Source organism: Bradyrhizobium sp. USDA 3397 (assembly GCF_054060965.1).
In genome coordinates this window covers 8,218,341-8,238,354 of sequence record NZ_JBSSDS010000001.1, presented here as the reverse complement: position 1 = coordinate 8,238,354, position 20,014 = coordinate 8,218,341, and the positions used below count along the sequence as shown (strand labels likewise).

18 protein-coding genes are annotated in these 20,014 nt (G+C 65.0%); 1 reads left to right on the top strand and 17 read right to left on the bottom strand.

Annotated features, from left to right (window positions below):
* From ACVWYQ_RS38230 to ACVWYQ_RS38220, 3 genes are all read right to left on the bottom strand, one after another.
* The gene (locus tag ACVWYQ_RS38230) at positions 1-888 is read right to left on the bottom strand and encodes an ABC transporter permease (protein ID WP_404542213.1); all 888 of its coding nucleotides are present in this window, start codon (positions 886-888) and stop codon (positions 1-3) included.
* Entirely contained in the window at positions 885-1,835 is a 951-nt protein-coding gene (locus ACVWYQ_RS38225; protein ID WP_271545123.1) for an ABC transporter permease, read from the bottom strand. The genes ACVWYQ_RS38230 and ACVWYQ_RS38225 overlap by 4 nt, the downstream gene beginning before the upstream one ends.
* A gap of 84 nt (positions 1,836-1,919) precedes the next feature.
* Entirely contained in the window at positions 1,920-3,341 is a 1,422-nt protein-coding gene (locus tag ACVWYQ_RS38220; protein ID WP_271545646.1) for an amidase, read from the bottom strand.
* A 125-nt stretch (positions 3,342-3,466) separates the two neighbouring features.
* Between ACVWYQ_RS38220 and ACVWYQ_RS38215 the strand changes: the two genes are divergently transcribed.
* Entirely contained in the window at positions 3,467-4,354 is an 888-nt protein-coding gene (locus tag ACVWYQ_RS38215; RefSeq protein ID WP_271545124.1) for a LysR family transcriptional regulator, read from the top strand.
* Between the two features lie 6 nt (positions 4,355-4,360).
* On the opposite strand, the gene ACVWYQ_RS38210 is transcribed toward ACVWYQ_RS38215, so the two are convergent.
* The 14 genes from ACVWYQ_RS38210 to ACVWYQ_RS38145 all read right to left on the bottom strand — a co-directional run bounded on the left by ACVWYQ_RS38210 (position 4,361) and on the right by ACVWYQ_RS38145 (position 20,014).
* On the bottom strand, positions 4,361-5,296 hold the full coding sequence (locus tag ACVWYQ_RS38210) for a carbohydrate kinase family protein (RefSeq protein ID WP_271545125.1): 936 nt from the start codon (positions 5,294-5,296) through the stop codon (positions 4,361-4,363).
* A gap of 5 nt (positions 5,297-5,301) precedes the next feature.
* Positions 5,302-6,948: an FGGY-family carbohydrate kinase gene (locus ACVWYQ_RS38205; protein ID WP_271545126.1), complete on the bottom strand. Its 1,647-nt coding sequence runs from the start codon at positions 6,946-6,948 to the stop codon at positions 5,302-5,304.
* Between the two features lie 34 nt (positions 6,949-6,982).
* On the bottom strand, positions 6,983-7,756 hold the full coding sequence (locus ACVWYQ_RS38200; protein ID WP_404542216.1) for an SDR family NAD(P)-dependent oxidoreductase: 774 nt from the start codon (positions 7,754-7,756) through the stop codon (positions 6,983-6,985).
* 31 nt (positions 7,757-7,787) lie between these two features.
* Entirely contained in the window at positions 7,788-8,795 is a 1,008-nt protein-coding gene (locus ACVWYQ_RS38195) for an ABC transporter ATP-binding protein (protein WP_404542218.1), read from the bottom strand.
* Between the two features lie 14 nt (positions 8,796-8,809).
* On the bottom strand, positions 8,810-9,640 hold the full coding sequence (locus tag ACVWYQ_RS38190) for a carbohydrate ABC transporter permease (RefSeq protein ID WP_404542220.1): 831 nt from the start codon (positions 9,638-9,640) through the stop codon (positions 8,810-8,812).
* 1 nt (position 9,641) lies between these two features.
* Positions 9,642-10,514 carry a carbohydrate ABC transporter permease gene (locus tag ACVWYQ_RS38185; protein WP_036035012.1) on the bottom strand — a complete coding sequence of 291 codons (873 nt, stop codon included), beginning with the start codon at positions 10,512-10,514 and terminating at the stop codon, positions 9,642-9,644.
* Between the two features lie 84 nt (positions 10,515-10,598).
* On the bottom strand, positions 10,599-11,912 hold the full coding sequence (locus ACVWYQ_RS38180) for an ABC transporter substrate-binding protein (protein WP_271545130.1): 1,314 nt from the start codon (positions 11,910-11,912) through the stop codon (positions 10,599-10,601).
* A 214-nt stretch (positions 11,913-12,126) separates the two neighbouring features.
* Complete coding sequence (locus ACVWYQ_RS38175) at positions 12,127-13,077, bottom strand: sugar-binding transcriptional regulator (RefSeq protein WP_157282548.1); 951 nt, start codon at positions 13,075-13,077, stop codon at positions 12,127-12,129.
* A 6-nt stretch (positions 13,078-13,083) separates the two neighbouring features.
* A complete protein-coding gene (locus ACVWYQ_RS38170; protein WP_404542225.1) occupies positions 13,084-13,746 on the bottom strand; it encodes an HAD family hydrolase in 663 nt (220 codons plus the stop codon).
* Positions 13,747-13,906: 160 nt separating this feature from the next.
* Positions 13,907-15,097 carry a multiple monosaccharide ABC transporter permease gene (gene mmsB / locus ACVWYQ_RS38165; protein ID WP_157282546.1) on the bottom strand — a complete coding sequence of 397 codons (1,191 nt, stop codon included), beginning with the start codon at positions 15,095-15,097 and terminating at the stop codon, positions 13,907-13,909.
* Entirely contained in the window at positions 15,094-16,671 is a 1,578-nt protein-coding gene (mmsA, locus tag ACVWYQ_RS38160; RefSeq protein ID WP_404542228.1) for a multiple monosaccharide ABC transporter ATP-binding protein, read from the bottom strand. Before mmsA ends, mmsB begins: the two co-directional genes overlap by 4 nt.
* A gap of 245 nt (positions 16,672-16,916) precedes the next feature.
* Entirely contained in the window at positions 16,917-17,987 is a 1,071-nt protein-coding gene (gene chvE / locus ACVWYQ_RS38155; protein WP_157282544.1) for a multiple monosaccharide ABC transporter substrate-binding protein, read from the bottom strand.
* A gap of 72 nt (positions 17,988-18,059) precedes the next feature.
* Entirely contained in the window at positions 18,060-18,938 is an 879-nt protein-coding gene (locus tag ACVWYQ_RS38150) for an SMP-30/gluconolactonase/LRE family protein (RefSeq protein WP_271545648.1), read from the bottom strand.
* Positions 18,938-20,014, bottom strand: a complete 1,077-nt coding sequence (locus ACVWYQ_RS38145) for an aldose epimerase family protein (protein WP_271545132.1) — start codon at positions 20,012-20,014, stop codon at positions 18,938-18,940. Before ACVWYQ_RS38145 ends, ACVWYQ_RS38150 begins: the two co-directional genes overlap by 1 nt.

Genomic DNA, 20,014 nt, shown 5'->3' with positions numbered 1-20,014 from the left:
TTATCGCTCCCGCGCCAGCCGGGGATCGAGCAGGTCACGCAGCCCGTCGCCGAGCAGGTTGAGGCCGAGCACCGAGATTGCGATCGCAATGCCCGGATAGACCGCGAGCATCGGCGACTGGAACAGCAGCGTCTGCGCATCGTTCAGCATCCGTCCCCAGGACGGCTGCGGCGGCTGCGTGCCGAGGCCGAGATAGGACAAAGCGGCCTCGGCGAGGATGGCGAGCGCGAACTGGATGGTGACCTGCACGATCAGGATCGACAGGATGTTGGGCAGCACATGCTCGATGGTGATGCGGAAGCGCCCCTTGCCCGCCGCCCGCGCCGCCAGCACGAATTCACGCGCCCAGATCGCATTGGCTGAGCCGCGCGTCAGCCGGGTCAAGGTCGGGATCTGGAAGATGCCGATCGCGACGATCGAGGTTACCATGCCGGGCCCGACGACGGCCGCGAGCATGATCGCGGACAGCACGGCTGGAAAGGCGAAGGTGAAGTCGGAAAAGCGCATGATGATCTCCTCCGTCCAGCCGCGCCGGGCCGAGGCGATCAGGCCCAGCGTGACGCCGAAGGTAAGACCGATGCTGACAGCGATCACACCGACCATGATGGTGGACCGGGCGCCCGCAAGCAGCAGCGAGACGATGTCGCGGCCGAAGGAATCGGTGCCGAGCCAATGCGATGCCGAGGGCGGCCGGAGCTTTGCGGCGATGTCGATCTCGTGAGGCGACCACGGCGTCCATACCAGCGACAATAGCGCCGAAGCCAGCACCAGAAGGCTCAGCGTGCCACCGAGGACGAAGCTGCGGTGGCGCAGCGCGCGGCGCCAGAACGTGCGCGCCGGCAGCGGACGCGTTGCGACGGGCGCGTCGATGGCGATGGGCGCGCTCACAGGTCGTGCACCTTGATGCGAGGATCGATGAAGGCATAGAGCACATCGACCACGAAGTTGACGATCACCACCATCGCGGCGAGCAGCATCACGCAATTGCGCACCACGATCAGGTCGCGGTTGGCGATCGACTGGAAGATCAGGCGGCCGAGGCCCGGCAGGTAGAACACGTTCTCGATCACGATGGTGCCGGCGAGCAGATTGGCGAATTGCAGCCCCATCACCGTCATGACCGGGATCATGGCATTGCGCAGCACGTGGCTCCACAGCACCTCGCGCTTGCCGAGGCCTTTTGCACGGGCGGTGCGGACGAAGTCCTCGCGCAGCACTTCGAGCACGGCCGAGCGCGTGACGCGGGCAAGGATCGCGGCTTGCACCACCGCGAGCGAGATCGCGGGCAACAGCAGCGACTTGATCCCCGGCCAGATGCCGTCCTCCCAGCCGGCAAAGCCACCGGCCGAGAGCCATTGCAGCCGCACCGAGAACAGCAGCACCAGGAGGATCGCGAACCAGAAATTCGGCAGCGCGATGCCCACTTGCGTCAACGACATCACGCCGACATCGCCGAGCTTGTTGTGGTTGGCGGCGGTGTAGATGCCGGCCGAGAGCGCCAGCGTCACCGTGATCGTCATGGCCATGATCGCGAGCGGAATGGTCAGCACGAGCCGCTCGGCGATCAGGCTGCCGACCGGGGTGCCGTAGACGTAGGAATTGCCGAGATCGCCGACGAGGAGGCCCTTGATCCATTGCACGTAGCGAACGGCCAGCGGCTGGTCGAGCCCGAGCTTGACGGTGAGCGCGCGCACCGCGTCCGGCGAAGCGTCGGCGCCCATCAGCATCTGCGCTGCGTTGCCAGGCAGCGCGTCCAGCACCAGGAAGATGATCAGCGATGCGCCGACCAGCGTCGCCAGCAGAGTCAACAGACGTCGGAGGACAAAGACGCTCATGCGCGCTCGGCTTCAGGGCTCACCCAGGCCACGATCAACATGTCCGGACGCCTTAAGCAAGCTCTTTGCTGCATCGCCATCTCCTCAAGACGGCCAGCGGGACAGAAGGTCGCTTGACGCCTCGAACAGAGCGCTCACGCGCAGCAATTCCGCGTCGGCCCGGAAACGGCCGACCAGTTGGAGCCCGATCGGCAGCCCGTCGCGGGCAAAGCCCGAGGGAAGGCTGACGGCGGGATGGCCGGTCATGTTGAACGGCATGGTCCAGGGGAACCAATGCGGCCGGACGCTGTCGAAATGCCTGCCGTCGATCTCGATGCTGCCGAACAGATCCTGCTTGATCGGCAGCGCGGTACGCGTCAGGGTCGGCATCGCCAGCAGGTGACCGCGCGCAAGCAGCGATTGCACGCGGCGGAACAACGCGGTGCGCGCGAACATCGCCTCCTGATAGTCGATGCCGCTGACTTCGCTGGCGAGCGCGAGCTGCTTGAGGAAGGCTTCGCTCAGCTCGTCCCGATGCTCGGCCGCAAGCTTGGCAAAGCGCGTGCGCCAGACGGTGTGGTTGATGGCGCGCCAGATCGGCTCGATGTCGAAACCCTCGCCGGAGAATTCCTCGAGCTCGGCCCCTAACCCGGCCAGCCGGTCGAGGCTCACCTTGAAATTGGCGGCGACTTCGGCCGACACCGGACGGCCCGGCGGCGTCAGGCAGTACAGGATCCTCAGACCGCGCAAATCACCATGCGGGGCGGCGGTGCCGATGAAGTCGGGCACGGGCACGCCGATCGACCAGGGATCGATAGGATCTTCGCCCGCCATCGCCTGCATCATCACCGCAGTATCGGCGACGGTGCGGGTGGTCGGCGTGACATAGGTCTGGTTGCCGAACACGTCGAGGGCCTGGCTGTGCGGGATCACGCCGTTGCTCTGCTTCAGGCCCACCACGCCGTTGCAAGCGGCCGGAATTCGTGTCGAGCCGCCGCCGTCGGTCGCAATCGCGAGCGGCGCGATGCCGCTCGCCACAGCGACCGCCGCGCCGCCGCTCGAGCCGCCGGAGGATCGGCGGGCGTCCCACGCATTGCGGGTCCGACCGAACAAAGGTGAATCGGTGAGGCACTTGCTGCCGAACTCCGGCGTCGTGGTCTTGCCGACCAGGATCGCGCCTTCGCTGCGCAACCGCGCGACGGCGACGGCATCCTCGGCCGGCACATTATCCTTGTAGGGAACGGCGCCGAAGGTGGTCTTGACCCCCTTGGTATTGACGATGTCCTTGACGGATACGGGGATGCCGTGCAGCAGGCCGAGCGGTTCACCCGCCATCACCTTGCGCTCGGCTTCGCGCGCCGCTGTGATCGCCTCGTCGCCGCACAACGTGATGAAGCAGTTCAATTCGGGCTGGAGGGCCTCGGCGCGGGCAAGCACTGCGCGGGTGAGCTCGACTGGCGAGATTCGCTTGCCCGCAATAAGGCCGCGCAGCTCGGTCGCGGACAACAGACAGGGATCGCCGTTCATCGTCACATCACGCTCCGAAGCAGGGCCGCCATTGGCCCGAAGACATTGACAGCGAGAATGACAGTTTTGTTAACTCGCCGTCCAATACGATTTTTATCGCCAACCCATACGCTTTCGGTATGCCAATGGATCTTCGTCGGCTCCGCTATTTCGTCGCCGTCGCCGAGGCGCGCAGCATCGGCAAGGCGGCCGACCAGCTCCGGATGGCGCAGCCGCCGCTCTCCGTCCAGATCCGCAAGCTCGAGGCCGAGATCGGCGCGCCACTGTTCCGCCGCGGCACCCGCGGCATGGATCTGACCGAGGCGGGCCAGGCGTTGCTGGCGCGCGCCAGCGAAGCGCTGGCGCTGGCGGCCGACGGCGCCGAAGCCGCGCGCGCGGTTGCTTCGGGACGGCGCGGCCGGCTGGCGGTGGGTTACATGTTCGTGCTGGCGAATGCGATGCTGCCGCGGCTCATCCCCGAACTGCGTCATGCGGTTCCCGGCGTCGACCTCAGCTTCGTTGAGCTCAGCGCATCGACGCGCGAGGCCCGCGTGCTCGACCGCAGCGTCACGGTCGCGCTGTGTATGCCCGCAATCAATCATCCCGAGATCCAGGTGGCAAAGATCGGTGCACAGCCCTTCATGCTGGCCATGCCGATCCGCTCGCCGCTCGCCCGCTTGAGCTCCGTGCCGATGGCCCGGCTGCAGGGCCGTCCGCTGATCGCACTCCCGCATCCGGACCATGGGCCCGCCTCCTCCGCGGTCGTCCCTTTATTGCGTCGGCACCAGGTGGTGATGCCGATCGCCAGCCGGGTGGAGACGGTGCATTCTGCGATGAGCCTGGTTTTGGCCGGCGAAGGTCTCGCCATCCTGCCGGCCTGCGCACAGCTCGGCGCGCCACGCGGAGTCGTGTTCAGACCCCTGCGTGACGTCGCTGACGCCCTCGACATCGCAGTCTGTTGGCGGCGGGACTCCCACAGTCCGCTGATCGGAACCTTCCTCAAATGTGCCGAGAAGGCCGTCGCGCGGATGTGACGTGGACTACCAGTCCCAACTGATCTCGTGGCTCCAGGGCGGATCGGCGCCCGGACGGGTGCAGGTCAGGCCGGCACAATTGGCGGCGAAGGACAGCGCACGGCGGAGTTCGTCCGCGCCGATGTCCTGCAATCTCGGCCGGGCGATTCGACCCTGCTTGTACAGGGCGAACAGCAGCGCCGCCTGAAAGCTATCGCCGGCGCCAATGGTGTCGGCTACCTCGACCTTTGGTGCTTGCACTTCGATCTGCCCTGCCTGCGCATGCCAGGCGATGGCGCCGTTGTTGCCGCGGGTGATGACGACGAGGCTGGTGCCCTGCCCCAGCAATGTGCTCGCGCGCTGCTGATACGGCTCCTCGCCGAAGAGATAGGCGAAATCGACATCCGACATCTTGATGAGATCGGCACTTCCGGCGAACTCGGCCATGCGGGCGAGATAGCCCGGCTTGTCCTTGACGAGATTCGGTCGGCAGTTCGGATCGAAGGAGATCGTGGACGACGCCCGCGCGTCTGCGATCAGCGTCTTGGTCTCGGCCGCACCCTGGTCGTTGACCAGCGTGGTCGAGCCGACATGGACGGCCTCGATCGTATCGAATGGAATGGACCCGCGCCGGTACGTCCAGCTCCGCGTCGCGGTCTCGGCATCGTAGAAGGCGTAGTGCGACTCGCCTTCGACAATGCGGACAAAGGCGAGCGTGGTCTGGTGGTCGCTGCGGGTGGCGAGATCGAGTGCAACCTTCGATGCGGAGGCATGATCGGCGATCATGCGCCCGAACAGGTCGGTCGAGATGCCGCCGACGAAACCAGTTGGCGCGCCCAGCCGCGCCATGCCGATCGCGACGTTGAGGCAGGAGCCGCCCACCGCGGGCATCACCGCTTCGCGCCCTTCGACGTTTCGCGTCGGCACGAAATCGATCAGCGCGTCGCCGCAGGCAATCAGCATGTCCTTCAACCTCTCGCGACGCTGCGCATCGCGGCACGGCTGCCGCGATCGAGATCGCGCAGCAGCTTGTAGACCTCGCGCTTGCGGGCGTGAAACGCGGCCATATCAGGCGCGGTCGGCTCGCTCTTGCGCCCCAGTGCCGACATCTTGGCCATGGTCTCGCCGATCGAGGCGTAAGCGCCACCGGCGACCGCCCCGAGCATCGCGGCCCCCAGGAGCACCGGCTCCTTGGTCTGCGGCAGCGCGACCGTGAGACCGGTGGTGTCGGCCATGATCTGCCGCACCAAAGGACTGCGGCTGGCACCGCCGCCCATGATCATGATGCTGGAGCGGACCCCGTGCGCCGCAAAAGCCTCGATGACCTCCGCAAGCCCGTAGGCAAGACCGCAGAGGCCGGCGACGAACAGCCGTTCCATCGCGGCGATGTCGGTGTCGAGATCAAGGCCCGCGATCACCGCGCGCGTGTCGGGATCGGCATAGGGCGAGCGGTTGCCAATGAATTCCGGCAGCACGTGGATGTCGCGCGCCAGCAGCGCGGCACGGCTGGCATCACCGGAGCGCGCGATGATGCGGCGCTCGAGGAAATCGATGAGATCGAGGCCTTCGCTGCGTGCCGCCGCGCTCGCCTCGCCATGGCCGGGATGCGACTTGAGGAGGTGATCGATCGCAGCGCCCGCGGCGGACTGCCCGCCTTCATTGAGCCAGAACTCCGGCACCATGCCGGAATAATAGGGCCCCCATACGCCCGGCACAAAGCACGGTTCCTTCGTCGTCGCCATGATGCAGGCCGACGTTCCCATGATGTAGGCGAGACGATCGCTGACATCGCTCGTACCGCCCGCCCCGTCACGGCCACCGATCGCACCGATGCCGCCGGCATGGGCGTCGATCAGCGAGGCGCCGACCGGGGTGCCCTGGGGAAGGCCGAGCTCGACGGCTGCTGCCGGCGTGAGACCTTCGCCGAGGCGCGTACCGGGCGCAACGATCTCGGTGCCGATGCGCGCGTATTTTTCGGCGACGAAGTCGGAGAGGCCGATGCGCTTGAAGAACGGCGCGCTCCAGCCGCCGCCGTCATGAGCGAGATAGTTCCACTTGCAGGTGACCGTGCAGGTCGAGCGCTGCAGCGCGCCGGTCGCCCGCCAGGTCAGATAATCGGCCAGATCGAAGAAGTGACCGGCGGCATCGAAACTCGCGCGCAGATGCCGCTTCAGCCACAGCAGCTTCGGCATCTCCATCTCCGGCGAGATCGAGCCGCCGACATAGCGCAGCACGGCATCCTCGGTCTCGTTGATCAGCCGCGCTTCGGCCGTGGCGCGATGGTCCATCCAGACGATGACGTTGCGCTGCGCCTCGCCGGAGGTGCTGACGGTGAGCGGCTCGCCTTGCGGATCGAGCACCACGAGGGAACAGGTCGCGTCGAAACCGATGCCGCCGATGCTGCCGGGCGCAATCGCTGCTTCCGCCATCGCCGCGCGCACCGATTTGGCGCAGGCCTGCCAGATGTCCTCCGACGACTGCTCGACGATGTCGCCGGCCTCGTGCCAGATCCTGATCGGATGCCGGGCCGTCGCGAGCAGCGTGCCGGCCTCGTCAAACACCCCTGCCCGCGTGCTCGTGGTCCCGACGTCGACGCCGATATACGCTCGCGGCATGGTATCTCCCGGTCCGTCCGTTTTGACGGTGAGCCTACCAGCAAGTGTAGCCGCCATCCACCAGCACGATACTGCCGGTCATCAGGCTCGCGGCCTCGGACGAGAGGAACAGCACGACGGAGGCGATCTCCTCGACCTGCCCCATGCGCGCCATCGGAGTTCCACCGATCCAGGCGTCATACATTCTTGGATTGCTCTTCACGAAGGCGTTGAGCGGCGTCTCGATATAGGTCGGCGCCACCGCGTTGACGCGGATGCCGCGCGCGCCCCATTCGGCGGCCAGCGACTTGGTCAGATGGTGCACGGCGGCCTTGGAGGCATTGTAGAAGCACTGCTCCTGCGGCTTGTTGACGATGAAGCCGCTCATCGAGCCGACATTGACGATGGCGCCGCTTCCGGCCTTCAACATGTGCTTGCCGAACTCGCGGCAGCACCAGAAGGTGCCGTTGAGATTGACATCGATGACGTTGAGCCAGTGCTCGTCGGTAACGGTCTCGGCCGGCGTCTCGCTCCGCGCGATGCCGGCATTGTTGACGAGGATGTCGACCTTGCCATGGCGGGCGACGAGATCACTTGCCACCTCCGCCACGCGTGTGGTGTTGGTGACATCCATGATTGCGGTCTCGATGTCGTAGCCCTTCGCCCTCAGGCTGGCCTCGGCGCCGTCGGCGACCTTGCCGTCGCGGTCGCCGATGATGACCTTCGCACCGGCCTCGGCCAGCGCCTCCGCGCAGGCGAGGCCGATGCCCTGGCCGCCGCCGGTGATGAACGCGGTCTTGCCGCTCAGCCTGAATTTTTCCAGATACATGGTCGTCTTTCCGTCTTCTTGCCGTTTCTTGTCAGCCCCGAAGAGCGTTGCCGCTCTCATCGAACCGGTGAATGCGCGCAGGGTCGGGCATCAGCGACACCCGGTCGCCGGCATGCAGGCTCAATTCGCCGATGTAGCGCGCGGTCAGCATGCCGAGCGCGCCGGCATCGACGTAGAGGAAGGTGTCACTGCCGAGATGCTCGGCCACCGCAATGGTGCCCTGCCAGCCGCCACCGCCGTCGCGCTCGATCTTCAGATGCTCCGGCCGGACGCCGATCGTCGCTGCCCCCTTCTGCAAAGCGGGTTCGCCCGTGACGAAATTCATCTTGGGCGAGCCGATGAAGCCGGCGACGAAGAGATTGGCGGGTCGCTCGTAAAGCTCCAGCGGCGAGCCATATTGCTCAATCTTGCCGCCGTTGAGCACGACGATCTTGTCGGCCATGGTCATGGCCTCGACCTGGTCGTGGGTGACGTAGATCGCGGTGGTGCCGAGCTGCTTCTGAAGTCGCGTCACCTCGATGCGCATCTGCACGCGCAGCGCGGCGTCGAGGTTGGAGAGCGGCTCGTCGAACAGGAATGCCTTGGGCTCGCGGACGATGGCGCGGCCGATCGCGACGCGCTGGCGCTGGCCGCCGGAGAGCTCGCGCGGCTTGCGGTCGAGGTAGGGCGTGAGGTTCAGCGTCGTGGCGGCCGCCTCGACCTTGCGGTTGATCTCGTCCTTCGGCAAGCCCGCCATCTTGAGGCCGAAGCCGATATTGCCGCGCACGCTCATATGCGGATAGAGCGCGTAGGACTGGAACACCATCGACAGCCCGCGCTTGGCGGGCGGCGTATCGACGACGTTCTTGCCGTCGATCAGGATCTTGCCGCCGCTGACGTCCTCGAGCCCCGCGATCAGCCGCAGCAGCGTGGTCTTGCCGCAGCCGGAGGGACCGACGAACACCACGAAGGAGCCATCGGCGATCTCGAGGTCGGCGCCCTTGATGATGTGTACGGGGCCGAAGGATTTCTGCACGCCCTGAAGTGTGATCTGACCCATGTTCCGGCAGCCCCCTATTTCACCGCGCCAAAGGTGAGCCCGCGCACGAGCTGCTTCTGGCTGAACCAACCGAGGACGAGAATGGGCGCGATCGCCAGCGTGGACGCCGCCGACAGTTTTGCCCAGAACAGCCCTTCGGGGCTCGAATAGGAGGCGATGAACGTGGTGAGCGGCGCAGCGCTCGAGGTGGACAGGTTCAGCGTCCAGAACGCCTCGTTCCAAGCCAGGATCAGATTGAGCAGCAGCGTGGACGCCAGTCCCGGGATCGCCATCGGCGTCAGCACGTAGACCAGCTCGCGGCCGATCGTGGCACCATCCATGCGCGCCGCTTCGAGGATGTCGCGCGGGATCTCCTTGAAATAAGTGAAGAGCATCCAGATGACGATCGGCAAATTCCCGAGGCACAGGATGAAGACGAGGCCGATGCGGGAATCGAGCAGCCCGAGGCTCTTGTAGATCAGGTAGATCGGCACCAACACGCCGACCGGCGGCATCATCTTGGTCGAGAGCATCCAGAGCAGGATGTCCTTGGTGCGCTTGGTCGGCGAGAACGCCATCGACCAGGCCGCTGGAATGGCGATCAACAGCGCAATGAGCGTCGAGCCGCCGGCGATGATGATCGAGTTCATCGCGTGGTGCAGGTAGTCGCTGCGCTCCTGCACGGTCGCGTAATTTTCCGTGGTCCAGTGGAAGAACAGGAAGGATGGCGGGATCGCGAAGGCCTCCAGCTCGGTCTTGAAGCTCGCCAGCACCATCCACAGGATCGGGAAGAAGATCAGGAAGCCGAACAGCCAGGCCGCCGCCGTCGATATCATCACCCGCCGCGTCGTCGCCATCCGTGCCATGTCAGGCCTCCAGGTTGCGGCCGACGATGCGGACCAGGAAGAAGGCGACGATGTTAGCAATGACCACCGCGACGAGCCCGCCCGCCGAGGCGCTGCCGACGTCGAACTGGATCAGCGCCTGCGAATAGATCAGGAAGGCGATGTTGGTGGTTTGCAGGCCCGGCCCGCCGCCGGTGGTGACGAAGATCTCGGCGAACACCGTGAGCAGGAAGATGGTCTCGATCAGGATCACCACCGTGATGGGACGCGCGAGGTGCGGCAGCGTGATGTAGATGAAGGTCGAGACGGCGCTCGCGCCGTCCATCTCGGCGGCTTCCTTCTGCTCTTCGTCGAGCGATTGCAGCGCGGTGAGCAGGATCAGGGTCGCGAACGGCAGCCATTGCCAGGTCACGATCAAAATCACCGCAAACAGCGGCACGTCGTTGAACCAATCGATCGGCGTCAGGCCGAACAGCGAGGCGAGCCAGGCGAACAATCCCGACACTGGATGCATCAACAGGTTCTTCCAGACGAGCGCGCTCACCGTCGGCATCACGAAGAACGGGGCGATCACCATCAACCGCACGAAATTGCGGCCGATCACGGGTTGGTCCATCAGCAGCGCCAGGGGAATGCCGAGCAGGATGGTCAGCGCCAGCACCGAGCCGACCAGCACCAGCGTGTTCTGGAGCGAGGCGAGGAAGGCAGGATCGGTGAGGAAGTAGCGGAAGTTTTCCAGGCCGACGAACGATTCCGAACCGGGATCGAGCAGGCTGTAATGCAGCGTCGAGAAGTAGATCGTCAGCGCCAGCGGGACGATCATCCAGATGAACAGCAGCCCGACGGCCGGGGTCAGGAGCGACCGCGCAAGAAGCTGCGTCTGCCGGGTTGCCATTCTTGGCGCTCCGCTCGGAGGAAGAAGGGCGGCCATCCAGCAAGGATGGATGGCCGCAAGTTTGAGCTCAGGGAGAGCCCGGGTTCACTTGATGTAGCCGGCGCGCTTCATCTCGCGCTCGGTAGCGGACTGCGCAGCCGTGAGCGCCGCATCGACCGTCATCGATCCCGCAAGCGCCGCCGAGAACTGCTGGCCCACCTGCGTGCCGATGCCCTGGAATTCGGGGATAGCGGCGTATTGCACGCCGACGTAGGGAACGGGCTTCACCGTCGGCTTGTTGGGATCGGCGGCGTCGATCGAGGCCAGCGTCAGTTTGGCGAACGGCGCGACCTTCAGGTACTCATCGTTCTGGTAGAGCGAGGTGCGTGTGCCCGGCGGCACGTTGGCCCAGCCCTCCTTCGACGCCACCAGCTTGGTGTAGTCCTTGCTGGTTGCCCAGGCGATGAACTTCTCGGCGGCTTCCGTCTTCTTGGAGCCGGCAGGGATTGCGAGATTCCAGGCCCACAGCCAGTTGGCATTCTTGCCGAGCCCGGTGTTGGGCGCGAGCGCGAAGCCGACCTTGTCGGCGACCTTGGACTCCTTGGGGTTGGTGACGAAGGACGCCGCGACCGTGGCGTCGATCCACATTGCGCATTTGCCGGCGTTGAATAGCGCCAGATTCTCGTTGAAGCCGTTGGAGCTGGCGCCGGGAGGGCCGGCTTCCTTCATCAGGTTGACGTAGGTGGTGAGTGTCGTCTTCCATTCCGGCGTGTTGAACTGCGGCTGCCACTTTTCGTCGAACCAGCGCGCGCCATAGGAATTGGCCATGGCCGAGAGGAACGCCATGTTCTCGCCCCAGCCTGCCTTGCCGCGCAGGCAGATGCCGTAGGTGCCGGCGCTCTTGTCGGTCAGCTTCTTGGCGGCGTCGATCACGAAATCCCAGCTCGGCTTTTCCGGCATCTTCAAGCCGGCCTTCTCGAAGAGATCGGTGCGATACATTACCATCGAGCTCTCGCCGTAGAACGGCGCGGCGTAGAGCTTGCCGTCGGCGGAGACCGCGTCCTTGATCTTGGGCAAGAGGTCGGCGACGTCATAGTCGGCGCCGAGGTTGGCGAGCGGTACCAGCCAGCCCTTCTTGGCCCAGATCGGCACCTCGTACGTGCCGATGGTGAGAACGTCGAACTGGCCGCCCTTGGTGGCGATATCGGTGGTGACGCGCTGGCGCAGCACGTTCTCCTCCAGCGTCACCCATTTGACCGAAATATCAGGGTTCTTCTTGGTGAACTCACCCGTCAGCCCCTGCATGCGGATCATGTCGCCATTATTGACGGTGGCGATCGTCAGGGTCGTTTCGGCCATCGCTGGGACGGCCAGCAGCAGGCAAGACGCGCCGCAGACGGCGCCCAGGACATGTTTCACGGTGACCTCCCCTCAATTCGCGTTTTGGGCATATGCCCACGCGTTGGGCGTATGTTCGACGGGCGAACGGCAGTTGTCAAGCACGCGCGCGGGTGTTTGCGCAACTTATGAGTGCTGCGGTGCGGGAAGGACGGGAAGGTTTTGCTTCACCCACGGCTGTCGTGCTCCGCGAACGCGGAGCATCCAGTGGTAGGCACGCGAAGCGTAAGCGCTTTTACCGCTCCAGAATCGCTCTTGCCGTCGCCTCGTCCGTGATCAATCCGTTGATCAGCCCGCCGCTCAACGCGGCTGCAATTGCAGCCACCTTGGCCGCGCCTACCGCCGCACCGATGGTCGTTGTCTTCGCCGGCACTTCCGGCGGAATGCTGGTGAGGCGCTTGTTGGTGCCGGCCTTGAGCAGGCGGCCCTTGGCGTCATAGGCCCAGCCGGTAATCTCCCCGATGGCGCCCAGCCGCATCATCTCGAACAATTCGTCGCGGGTGACGAAGCCGTCGATGTGCACCTGCGCCTTCTGGTCCATCTGACCGATGCCGACAAGGCGCAAATCCGCTTTGGCTGCGACCGCTTTCACCTTCGCGATCGGCTCGATGCGCACCATCTTGTTGCGCTCGTCCTCCGACGACATCAGGAACGGCAGCGGCATCGGATAGTGCCGCGCGCCGGTGCGGTCGGCGAGCCGGCCGACGGTGTCGTAGAAGCTCGCCGAGCCGTCGGCGGAAATGTTGCCGACCAGCGAGACGATCTGGTGATTGGGCCGCTCGATCGGCGTGACGCGCTCGACCGCGGCGCGCACCGCCCGCCCCGTGCCGAGCGCGACGATCACGGGCGTCTCCGAACGCAGCGTGGAATCGAGCAAATTGGCGCAGCGCTCGGCGATTCCAGCCACCGCCTGCGGCGCGGCCGGATCGGCCGGCACCACCTCGCAATGGACGAGGTCGAACCGTTGCTTCAGGCGCGCCGCCAGCTCCATGCAGGCCGCGATGGGATGTTCGAGCCGGAAGGTGATGAGCCGCTCGGCGAGGCACAGCGAGACCAGCCGCTGCGCCGAGGCCCGCGACACCTGGAGCATCTTCGCGATCTCGTCCTGGGTGTGGCCGGCAATGAAATAGAGCCAGCCGGCGCGCGCGGCGTCGTCGAGTCTCGACTTGTCGTTCTCGGCGGCCATGCGGGCTCACACCTCCCAGAGATCGCTCATATGCGCGAAGACCCGATCGGCCCCGGCGGCGGATAATATAGCCCCGCCGTCGCGGTTGCGATAATGGCCGCCGCCGACAAATCCCCAGACGGTCATGCCGGCCGCCTTGCCCGCCTGCACGCCGCTGACGCTATCCTCGATCACCAGCGTGCGCGATGGCGACGCGCGCATGCTCTCGGCGGCATGGAGAAAGAGATCGGGCGCCGGCTTGCCGTGCCTGACCATCTGCGCAGTGTAGATCCGATCGCCGAAATATGCCCGAAGACCGGTGACGTCGAGCGAAAGCGAAACGCGGTCGAGGTCGCTGGATGAAGCCACGCAGAACGGCACGGTCAGTCCGGAGATCGCCGCCTCCACCCCGGGGATCGGCGCGAGCGAGGCGGCAAAATTCTCCAGCACACGCGACTTCAGTCGGGACATGAAGGCGTCCGTCAGCGAGTGGCCGAGATCACGATAATGCTGCTCGACGGCCTTGGTGCTGCGTCCGAGAAACAGCTCGAGCGCCTGCTCCTCGCTGAGCACGAGGCCGAATTCCGCCAGGGCCTCAGAGAGGCAGCGGCAGCTCAAGAGCTCGCTGTCGACGAGCACACCGTCGCAGTCGAAGATGATCAGATCGGGATTTGGCCGGCCTTGCTCCATCCAGACATTCGATCATATACCCACGTTGTGAGCAATAGCTCAGCTCGCGAGCGTCGAATGCGCGCGTAGGATGGATTAGCCGGAGGCGTAATCCACCACTTCTGCATCCGGGGTACAGCCGCTGGTGGGTTACGCCTTCGGCTAACCCACCCTACCCGACCTATCGCCGCTGATTGTACACGTCGATACACACCGCGCCCAGCAGCACCAGGCCTTTGATGACCTGCTGATAGTCGATGCCGATGCCGAGGATGGACATGCCGTTGTTCATCACGCCCATGATCATGGCGCCGACCACGGCACCGCCGACCCGTCCGACGCCGCCATAGGCCGAGGCGCCGCCGATGAAGCAGGCGGCGATGACGTCGAGCTCGAAGCCGAGGCCGGCCTTGGGCGTTGCGGTGTTGAGCCGCGCGGCGAAGACGAGGCCGGCAAGTGCGGCGAGCACGCCCATGTTGACGAAGGTGAGGAAGGTCAGCCGCTCGGTCTTGATGCCCGACAGGCTCGCCGCCTTGGCGTTGCCGCCGACGGCGTAGATCTGCCGGCCGATCACGGTGCGGCGGGTGACGAAGCCATAGAGCGCGATCAGCGCGGTCATGATCACCAGCACGTTGGGCAGGCCGCGATGCGAGGCGATCAGATAGGTGAAATAGAGCACGGCGCAGGCGAGCAGGATGCTTTTGCCGAGGAAGAACGCATAGGGCTCGACCTCGATGCCGTGCGACTGCTCGCGCGACCTTCCCTTGGCACTGGCATAGACGAGCCCGAGCGCGAGAACGGCGCCGATCAGCATCGAGGTCGGATGCAGCGTGCCGGCCTCGGGCAGCAGTTCCGGAATGAAGCCCGAGGACAGCTTCTGGAAGGTCGCCGGGAACGGCCCGAGCGACTGGCCCTGCAGCACCGCGAGTGCCAGGCCCTTGAACACCAGCATCCCCGCCAATGTCACGATGAAGGACGGAATCTTGAAATAGGCTACCCAATAGCCCTGCGCCGCACCGATCGCGCCGCCGAGCGCGAGGCAGGCGAGGAAGGCGAGCGTGTAGTCGACCTTGTAGGTCACCATCAGCAAGGCCGCCACGGCGCCGATGAAGCCTGCGACCGAGCCGACCGAAAGGTCGATATGGCCGGTGACGATGACCAGCAGCATGCCCAGCGCCATGATGACGATGTAGCTGTTCTGCAGCACCAGGTTGGTGAGGTTGAGCGGCTGCAGCAACGTGCCGCCGGTCACGACCTGGAAGAACAGCATGATCGCAACCAGCGACATCAACATGCCGTAATTGCGCAAATTGTTCTTGATGAAGCTGCCGTGCCGGCGCTCCTCGGGCAGCGAAACCGTCTTGTCGGTCATGGCTGCAATCCTCCCATCTCCGCGGCCGCGGGCGCGGCGTTCCCAATGCTTCGTTCGTTGCGCATGATGGCGCGCATGATCTTTTCCTGTGTCGCCTCTGAGCCTTTGAACTCGCCGACGAAGGCGCCGTCGTTCATGACGCAAATGCGGTCGCAGATGCCGAGCAGCTCGGGCATCTCGGAGGAGATCACCACGACGCCGCGGCCGGCTTCCGCAAGCTCGTTGATGATACAGTAAATCTCATATTTGGCACCGACGTCGATACCCCTGGTCGGCTCGTCCAGGATCAGGACCTTCGGGTCGGTCATCAGCCATTTCGACAGCACGACCTTTTGCTGGTTGCCGCCGGAGAGCTGGCCGGTCTCCTGGTAGACGTCGGAGCAGCGGATGCGCATCCGGTTGCGGTAGTCGCTGGCGACCTTGAGCTCGGCGATGTCGTCAATCACCCTGCCGGGTGCGACCTGGTCGAGGCTCGCCAGCGTGATGTTCTTGCGGACGTCGTCGGCAAGGATCAGGCCGAGCTGCTTACGGTCCTCGGTGACGTAGGCAAGGCCGGCATCGATCGCGGCGGCGACGCTCGGCAGCGCGATCTCACGGCCTTCGAGCCGGATAGTGCCGCTGATATTGGTGCCCCAGGAGCGGCCGAACAGGCTCATGGCGAACTCGGTGCGCCCAGCCCCCATCAGCCCGGCAATGCCCACGACCTCGCCGCGCTTGACACCGAAACTGACGTTCTTGATCACCTGCCGCTCGGGATGGATGGGGTGATAGACAGACCAATTCTCGACGTCGAGCACCGGCTCGCCGATCTTCACGTTGCGCTCCGGGAAGCGGTGCGCCATGTCGCGGTTGACCATGCTGCGGATGATGCGGTCTTCCTGGATCTGCTCGGCGTGGCAGTCGATGCTGTCCACCGTGCGGCCATCGCGCAGCACGGTGATGTGGTCGGCAACCTTGGCGACCTCGTTCAGCTTGTGCGAGATCAGGATCGAGCCGATGCCCTGCTCGCGGAACGTCATCAGCCGCTCGAGCAGCGCGGCGCTGTCGGCCTCGTTGAGGCTCGCGGTCGGCTCGTCCAGGATCAGCATCCGCACCCGCTTAGACAGCGCCTTGGCGATCTCGACGAGCTGCTGCTTGCCGACGCCGAGATCGGTGATCAGCGTATCCGGCGATTCCTTCAGGCCAACCTGCGCCAGCAGCTCGCGCGTGCGCCGGTAGACCTCGTCGCGGTCGATCACCCCCAACGTCGACGGCGGATGCGACAGGAAGATGTTCTCCGCGATCGACATCAGCGGGATCAGCGCCAGCTCCTGATGGATGATGATGATGCCCAGCGCCTCGGAATCATTGATGTCGCGAAAGCGGCGCTCCTCGCCCTCGAAGACGATGGTGCCCTCGTAGCTGCCGTGCGGATAGACCCCGCTCAGCACCTTCATCAGCGTCGACTTGCCGGCGCCGTTCTCGCCGACGAGCGCATGGATCTGCCCGGCGCGAACCGAGAAGTTGACATCGCGCAACGCCTGCACGCCGGCAAAGCTCTTGCTGACGTTGCGCATCTCCAGCATGGCGGTCATGGCTTTGGTGTCCCTTGCGTTACTTCGCCTCTCCCCGCGTGCGGGGAGAGGTTGAATGATATCGCTGCATCCACATCGTCATTGCGAGCGCAGCGAAGCAATCCAGACTATTTCCGCGGTGGCAGACTGGATTGCTTCGCTGCGCTCGCAATGACGGAGTGCATACCAACCACTGCCCGTATGGAAAGGGGCCCCTCACCCTAACCCTCTCCCCGCAAGCGGGGAGAGGGGAAAAAGAGAGAGTCTTACTGGAACTGCGACTTCTTGTAGTAGCCGCTATCGACCAGCACCTTCTCCCAATTGTCCTTGTAGACCACAACCGGCTTGAGCAGATAGGACGGCACGGTCTTGACGCCGTTCTCGTAGGTCTTGGTGTCGTTGACGGTGACCTGCTTGCCGGCGAGCGCGGCGTCGACCATGTCGGCGGTCACCTTGGCGAGGTCGCGGGTGTCCTTGAAGATGGTCGAGTACTGGTCGCCGCGCAGCATGGCCTTGATCGAAGGCACTTCGGCATCCTGGCCCGAGATGATGGGCATCGGCTGGCCGGCACTGCCGTAGCCGACGCCCTTCAGCGAGGAGATGATGCCGATCGAGAGGCCGTCATAGGGCGACAGCACGGCGTTGACCTTCTTGTTGCCGTAGTAGGCGCTGAGCAGGTTGTCCATGCGGGCCTGCGCAGTGGCACCGTCCCAGCGCAGGGTCGCGACCTTGTCCATGCCCATCTGGCCGGACACGACGACGAGCTTGCCGCTGTCGATATACGGCTTCAGCACGCTCATGGCGCCGTTGTAGAAGAAGTAGGCATTGTTGTCGTCGGGCGAGCCGCCGAACAGCTCGATGTTGAAGGGGCCCTTGCCGTCCTTCAAACCGAGACCTTGCACGATCGATTCCGCCTGGAGCACGCCGACCTGGAAGTTGTCGAAGGTCGCGTAATAGTCGACGTTCGGCGTTCCGCGGATCAGGCGGTCATAGGCGATCACGGTGATGCCTTTTGCTTTCGCCTGCTTAAGCACGTCGGACAAGGTGGTACCGTCGATCGCGGCGATCACCAGCGCCTTGGCGCCCTTGGTCACCATGTTCTCGACCTGGGAGAGCTGGTTCGGGATGTCGTCCTCGGCATATTGCAGGTCGGTGTTGTAGCCGCGCTCCTTCAGCACCTTGACCATGTTGTTGCCGTCGTCGATCCAGCGCGCCGAGGATTTCGTCGGCATGGCGATGCCGACCGTCGCCTTCTGGGCGAAGGCAGCGACGCCTGTGGCCATCGTGGCGGCACTGGCCAACGCCAGCGCGAGAAATGTTGTCTTCAGTTTCAGCATGTTTCACTCCCTTTGGGTGTCGGACATTCTTCGTAGTGTCGAGAACGACGCGTCGTATACGGCTTCGGCCTCCTATGCGAGCTTGACGTCGGGTTCCGCGCGGCCGCGCGCGGTTGCTTCGAGCAGAAAGGTGCAGCCGGCTTGCGGATCGGCAGCGCGTGCCGCCGGGTCCATATCCTGCCAGGCCGACGTGACGAGCAGGCGCGACAGGTCGGGGCCGACGAAGGCGGAGCAGCTCGCCTGCTTCGCCGGCACACTGAGCGAACGCAGACGCTCGCCTTGCGGCGAGTAGACGTCGATCCGGCTCGCGCCCCAGCACGCATTCCAGATCTGCCCGTCGGCGTCGCATACCGAACCGTCGAGACCGCCGATGCCGCTGTGGCGCAACAGCACCTCGGGCTCGCCACGCGGCAGGCCGGTCGCGGGGTTGAGCGGCACGGCATAGAGCACCGCGCGCGGCGTGTCGGTGAAGTAGCCGGTTGCGCCGTCGGGCGAGAAGCAGATCGAATTGGGAATGCTGATGCCGGGAAACAGCGTCGAGATCTTGCCGCGATGAAGCGCGTAGATCGCGCCCGCCTTCGGCTCGGCTTTCTTGCCCATAGTACCGATCCAGAACGTACCCGATTGATGCACGCGGCAATCGTTTGAGCGCGTCATCGGATTGTCCGCTTCGAGCGGACAGAACAGCGTCATCGCACCATCAGCGAGCTTGCGGATGTAGAGACCATCTTCGGCGACGATCAGCTGCCGCTCGGCGTCGATGCGCCCCAGCGCGCTCGCCATCCGACCGAGCGCGTGGCTGCGGACAGAGCCGGTGCCGAGTTGCGCCTCGAACAGCTTGCCTTCGCGAATGTCGAACCACCAGGCCGTATCCGTGGTCACGTCATAGGTCGGACCTTCGCCGAGATGGCAAGGATGGTCCGAGAGGACAGTCGTCGGCACCTGCTCCATCATAGCGACCTCACCGAAAAGCGATAGACCGTGTGATGGCGATAGACCCCGCCGGGATCGAGGCGCGGGCTCGGGAAATCCGGCCGGTTCGGCGCGTCGGGCCAGATGTGCGGCTCCAGGCACATGGCGTCCGATTGCCGGATCAGCTTGCCGCCCTTGCCGGACATCGTACCGTCGAGATAATTGCCGGAATAGACCTGAAGTCCGGGCTGATCGGTGAGCAGCTCCATGATGCGCCCGGAGCGCGGCGCCTCCAGCCGGGCCGCGAGCGCAAGCTTGCCGTCGCGGCCGAGGCAGTAGGTGTGGTCGTAGCCCCTGCCATTTCGCAATTGCGGATCGCCTTCGCGGATGCACTCGCCCACCGGCCGCGGTTTGCGGAAATCGAACGGCGTGCCGGCCACGCTGCGCGGCGGCTCCGGCAGCGGAATGGCGGTGGGATCGATGGCGAGGAACTGCTCGGCGGCGACCATCAAGCGGTGATCGAGAATGGACGTCTCTGACGTCGCGCCCTCGAGGTTGAAGAAGCTGTGGTTGGTCAAATTGACGATGGTCGGCCGGTCGGTCCGCGCTTCCATCAGCAGCGACAGCTCGGTCGGGCCTGTGATGCGATAGGTCACGCGGACCTCGAGCCTGCCCGGATAATTCTCCTCGCCGTGCGGGCTGACATAGGTGAGCGTCACGGCGGGCTCGGCGCCCTCGTCGATATCAGCGATCTCCCAGAGCTTGCGATCAAAACCCTCGAGCCCGCCGTGCAGCGCATTCGGACCGTTGTTGACGGCAAGCCGCACCGTCTCGCCTTGAAGCGAAAACTGTCCCTTGGCAATGCGGTTGGCATAGCGGCCGACGGTGGCGCCCAGAAACTTTCGTTCGGCGAGATAGCCGGCGAAGGCATCATGGCCAAGCACGACGTCGTCGTATCCGCCGTTGGCATCCGGCGCGATCAGCGCCTGCATCACCGCGCCGTAGCTGATGATGCGCGCCTCGAAGCCGCCCTGCCCGCGCAGCACGACGCGCTCGACCTTGCGGGCGTCGGGCAGGGTCCCGAACACGTCTCTTGTGATTGTTGATGCGGCCAT

Coding starts and splice junctions, on each gene's coding strand:
- mmsA (WP_404542228.1), bottom strand. CDS start 16,671: ATGACCGCCATGCTGGAGATGCGCAACGTCAGCAAGAGCTTTGCCGGC.
- ACVWYQ_RS38195 (WP_404542218.1), bottom strand. CDS start 8,795: ATGGGTCAGATCACACTTCAGGGCGTGCAGAAATCCTTCGGCCCCGTA.
- ACVWYQ_RS38205 (WP_271545126.1), bottom strand. CDS start 6,948: ATGCCGCGAGCGTATATCGGCGTCGACGTCGGGACCACGAGCACGCGG.
- ACVWYQ_RS38220 (WP_271545646.1), bottom strand. CDS start 3,341: ATGAACGGCGATCCCTGTCTGTTGTCCGCGACCGAGCTGCGCGGCCTT.
- ACVWYQ_RS38145 (WP_271545132.1), bottom strand. CDS start 20,014: ATGGCCGCATCAACAATCACAAGAGACGTGTTCGGGACCCTGCCCGAC.
- ACVWYQ_RS38190 (WP_404542220.1), bottom strand. CDS start 9,640: ATGGCACGGATGGCGACGACGCGGCGGGTGATGATATCGACGGCGGCG.
- ACVWYQ_RS38210 (WP_271545125.1), bottom strand. CDS start 5,296: ATGCTGATTGCCTGCGGCGACGCGCTGATCGATTTCGTGCCGACGCGA.
- ACVWYQ_RS38175 (WP_157282548.1), bottom strand. CDS start 13,077: ATGGCCGCCGAGAACGACAAGTCGAGACTCGACGACGCCGCGCGCGCC.
- ACVWYQ_RS38150 (WP_271545648.1), bottom strand. CDS start 18,938: ATGGAGCAGGTGCCGACGACTGTCCTCTCGGACCATCCTTGCCATCTC.
- ACVWYQ_RS38170 (WP_404542225.1), bottom strand. CDS start 13,746: ATGGAGCAAGGCCGGCCAAATCCCGATCTGATCATCTTCGACTGCGAC.
- ACVWYQ_RS38225 (WP_271545123.1), bottom strand. CDS start 1,835: ATGAGCGTCTTTGTCCTCCGACGTCTGTTGACTCTGCTGGCGACGCTG.
- ACVWYQ_RS38215 (WP_271545124.1), top strand. CDS start 3,467: ATGGATCTTCGTCGGCTCCGCTATTTCGTCGCCGTCGCCGAGGCGCGC.
- ACVWYQ_RS38200 (WP_404542216.1), bottom strand. CDS start 7,756: ATGTATCTGGAAAAATTCAGGCTGAGCGGCAAGACCGCGTTCATCACC.
- ACVWYQ_RS38185 (WP_036035012.1), bottom strand. CDS start 10,514: ATGGCAACCCGGCAGACGCAGCTTCTTGCGCGGTCGCTCCTGACCCCG.
- mmsB (WP_157282546.1), bottom strand. CDS start 15,097: ATGACCGACAAGACGGTTTCGCTGCCCGAGGAGCGCCGGCACGGCAGC.
- chvE (WP_157282544.1), bottom strand. CDS start 17,987: ATGCTGAAACTGAAGACAACATTTCTCGCGCTGGCGTTGGCCAGTGCC.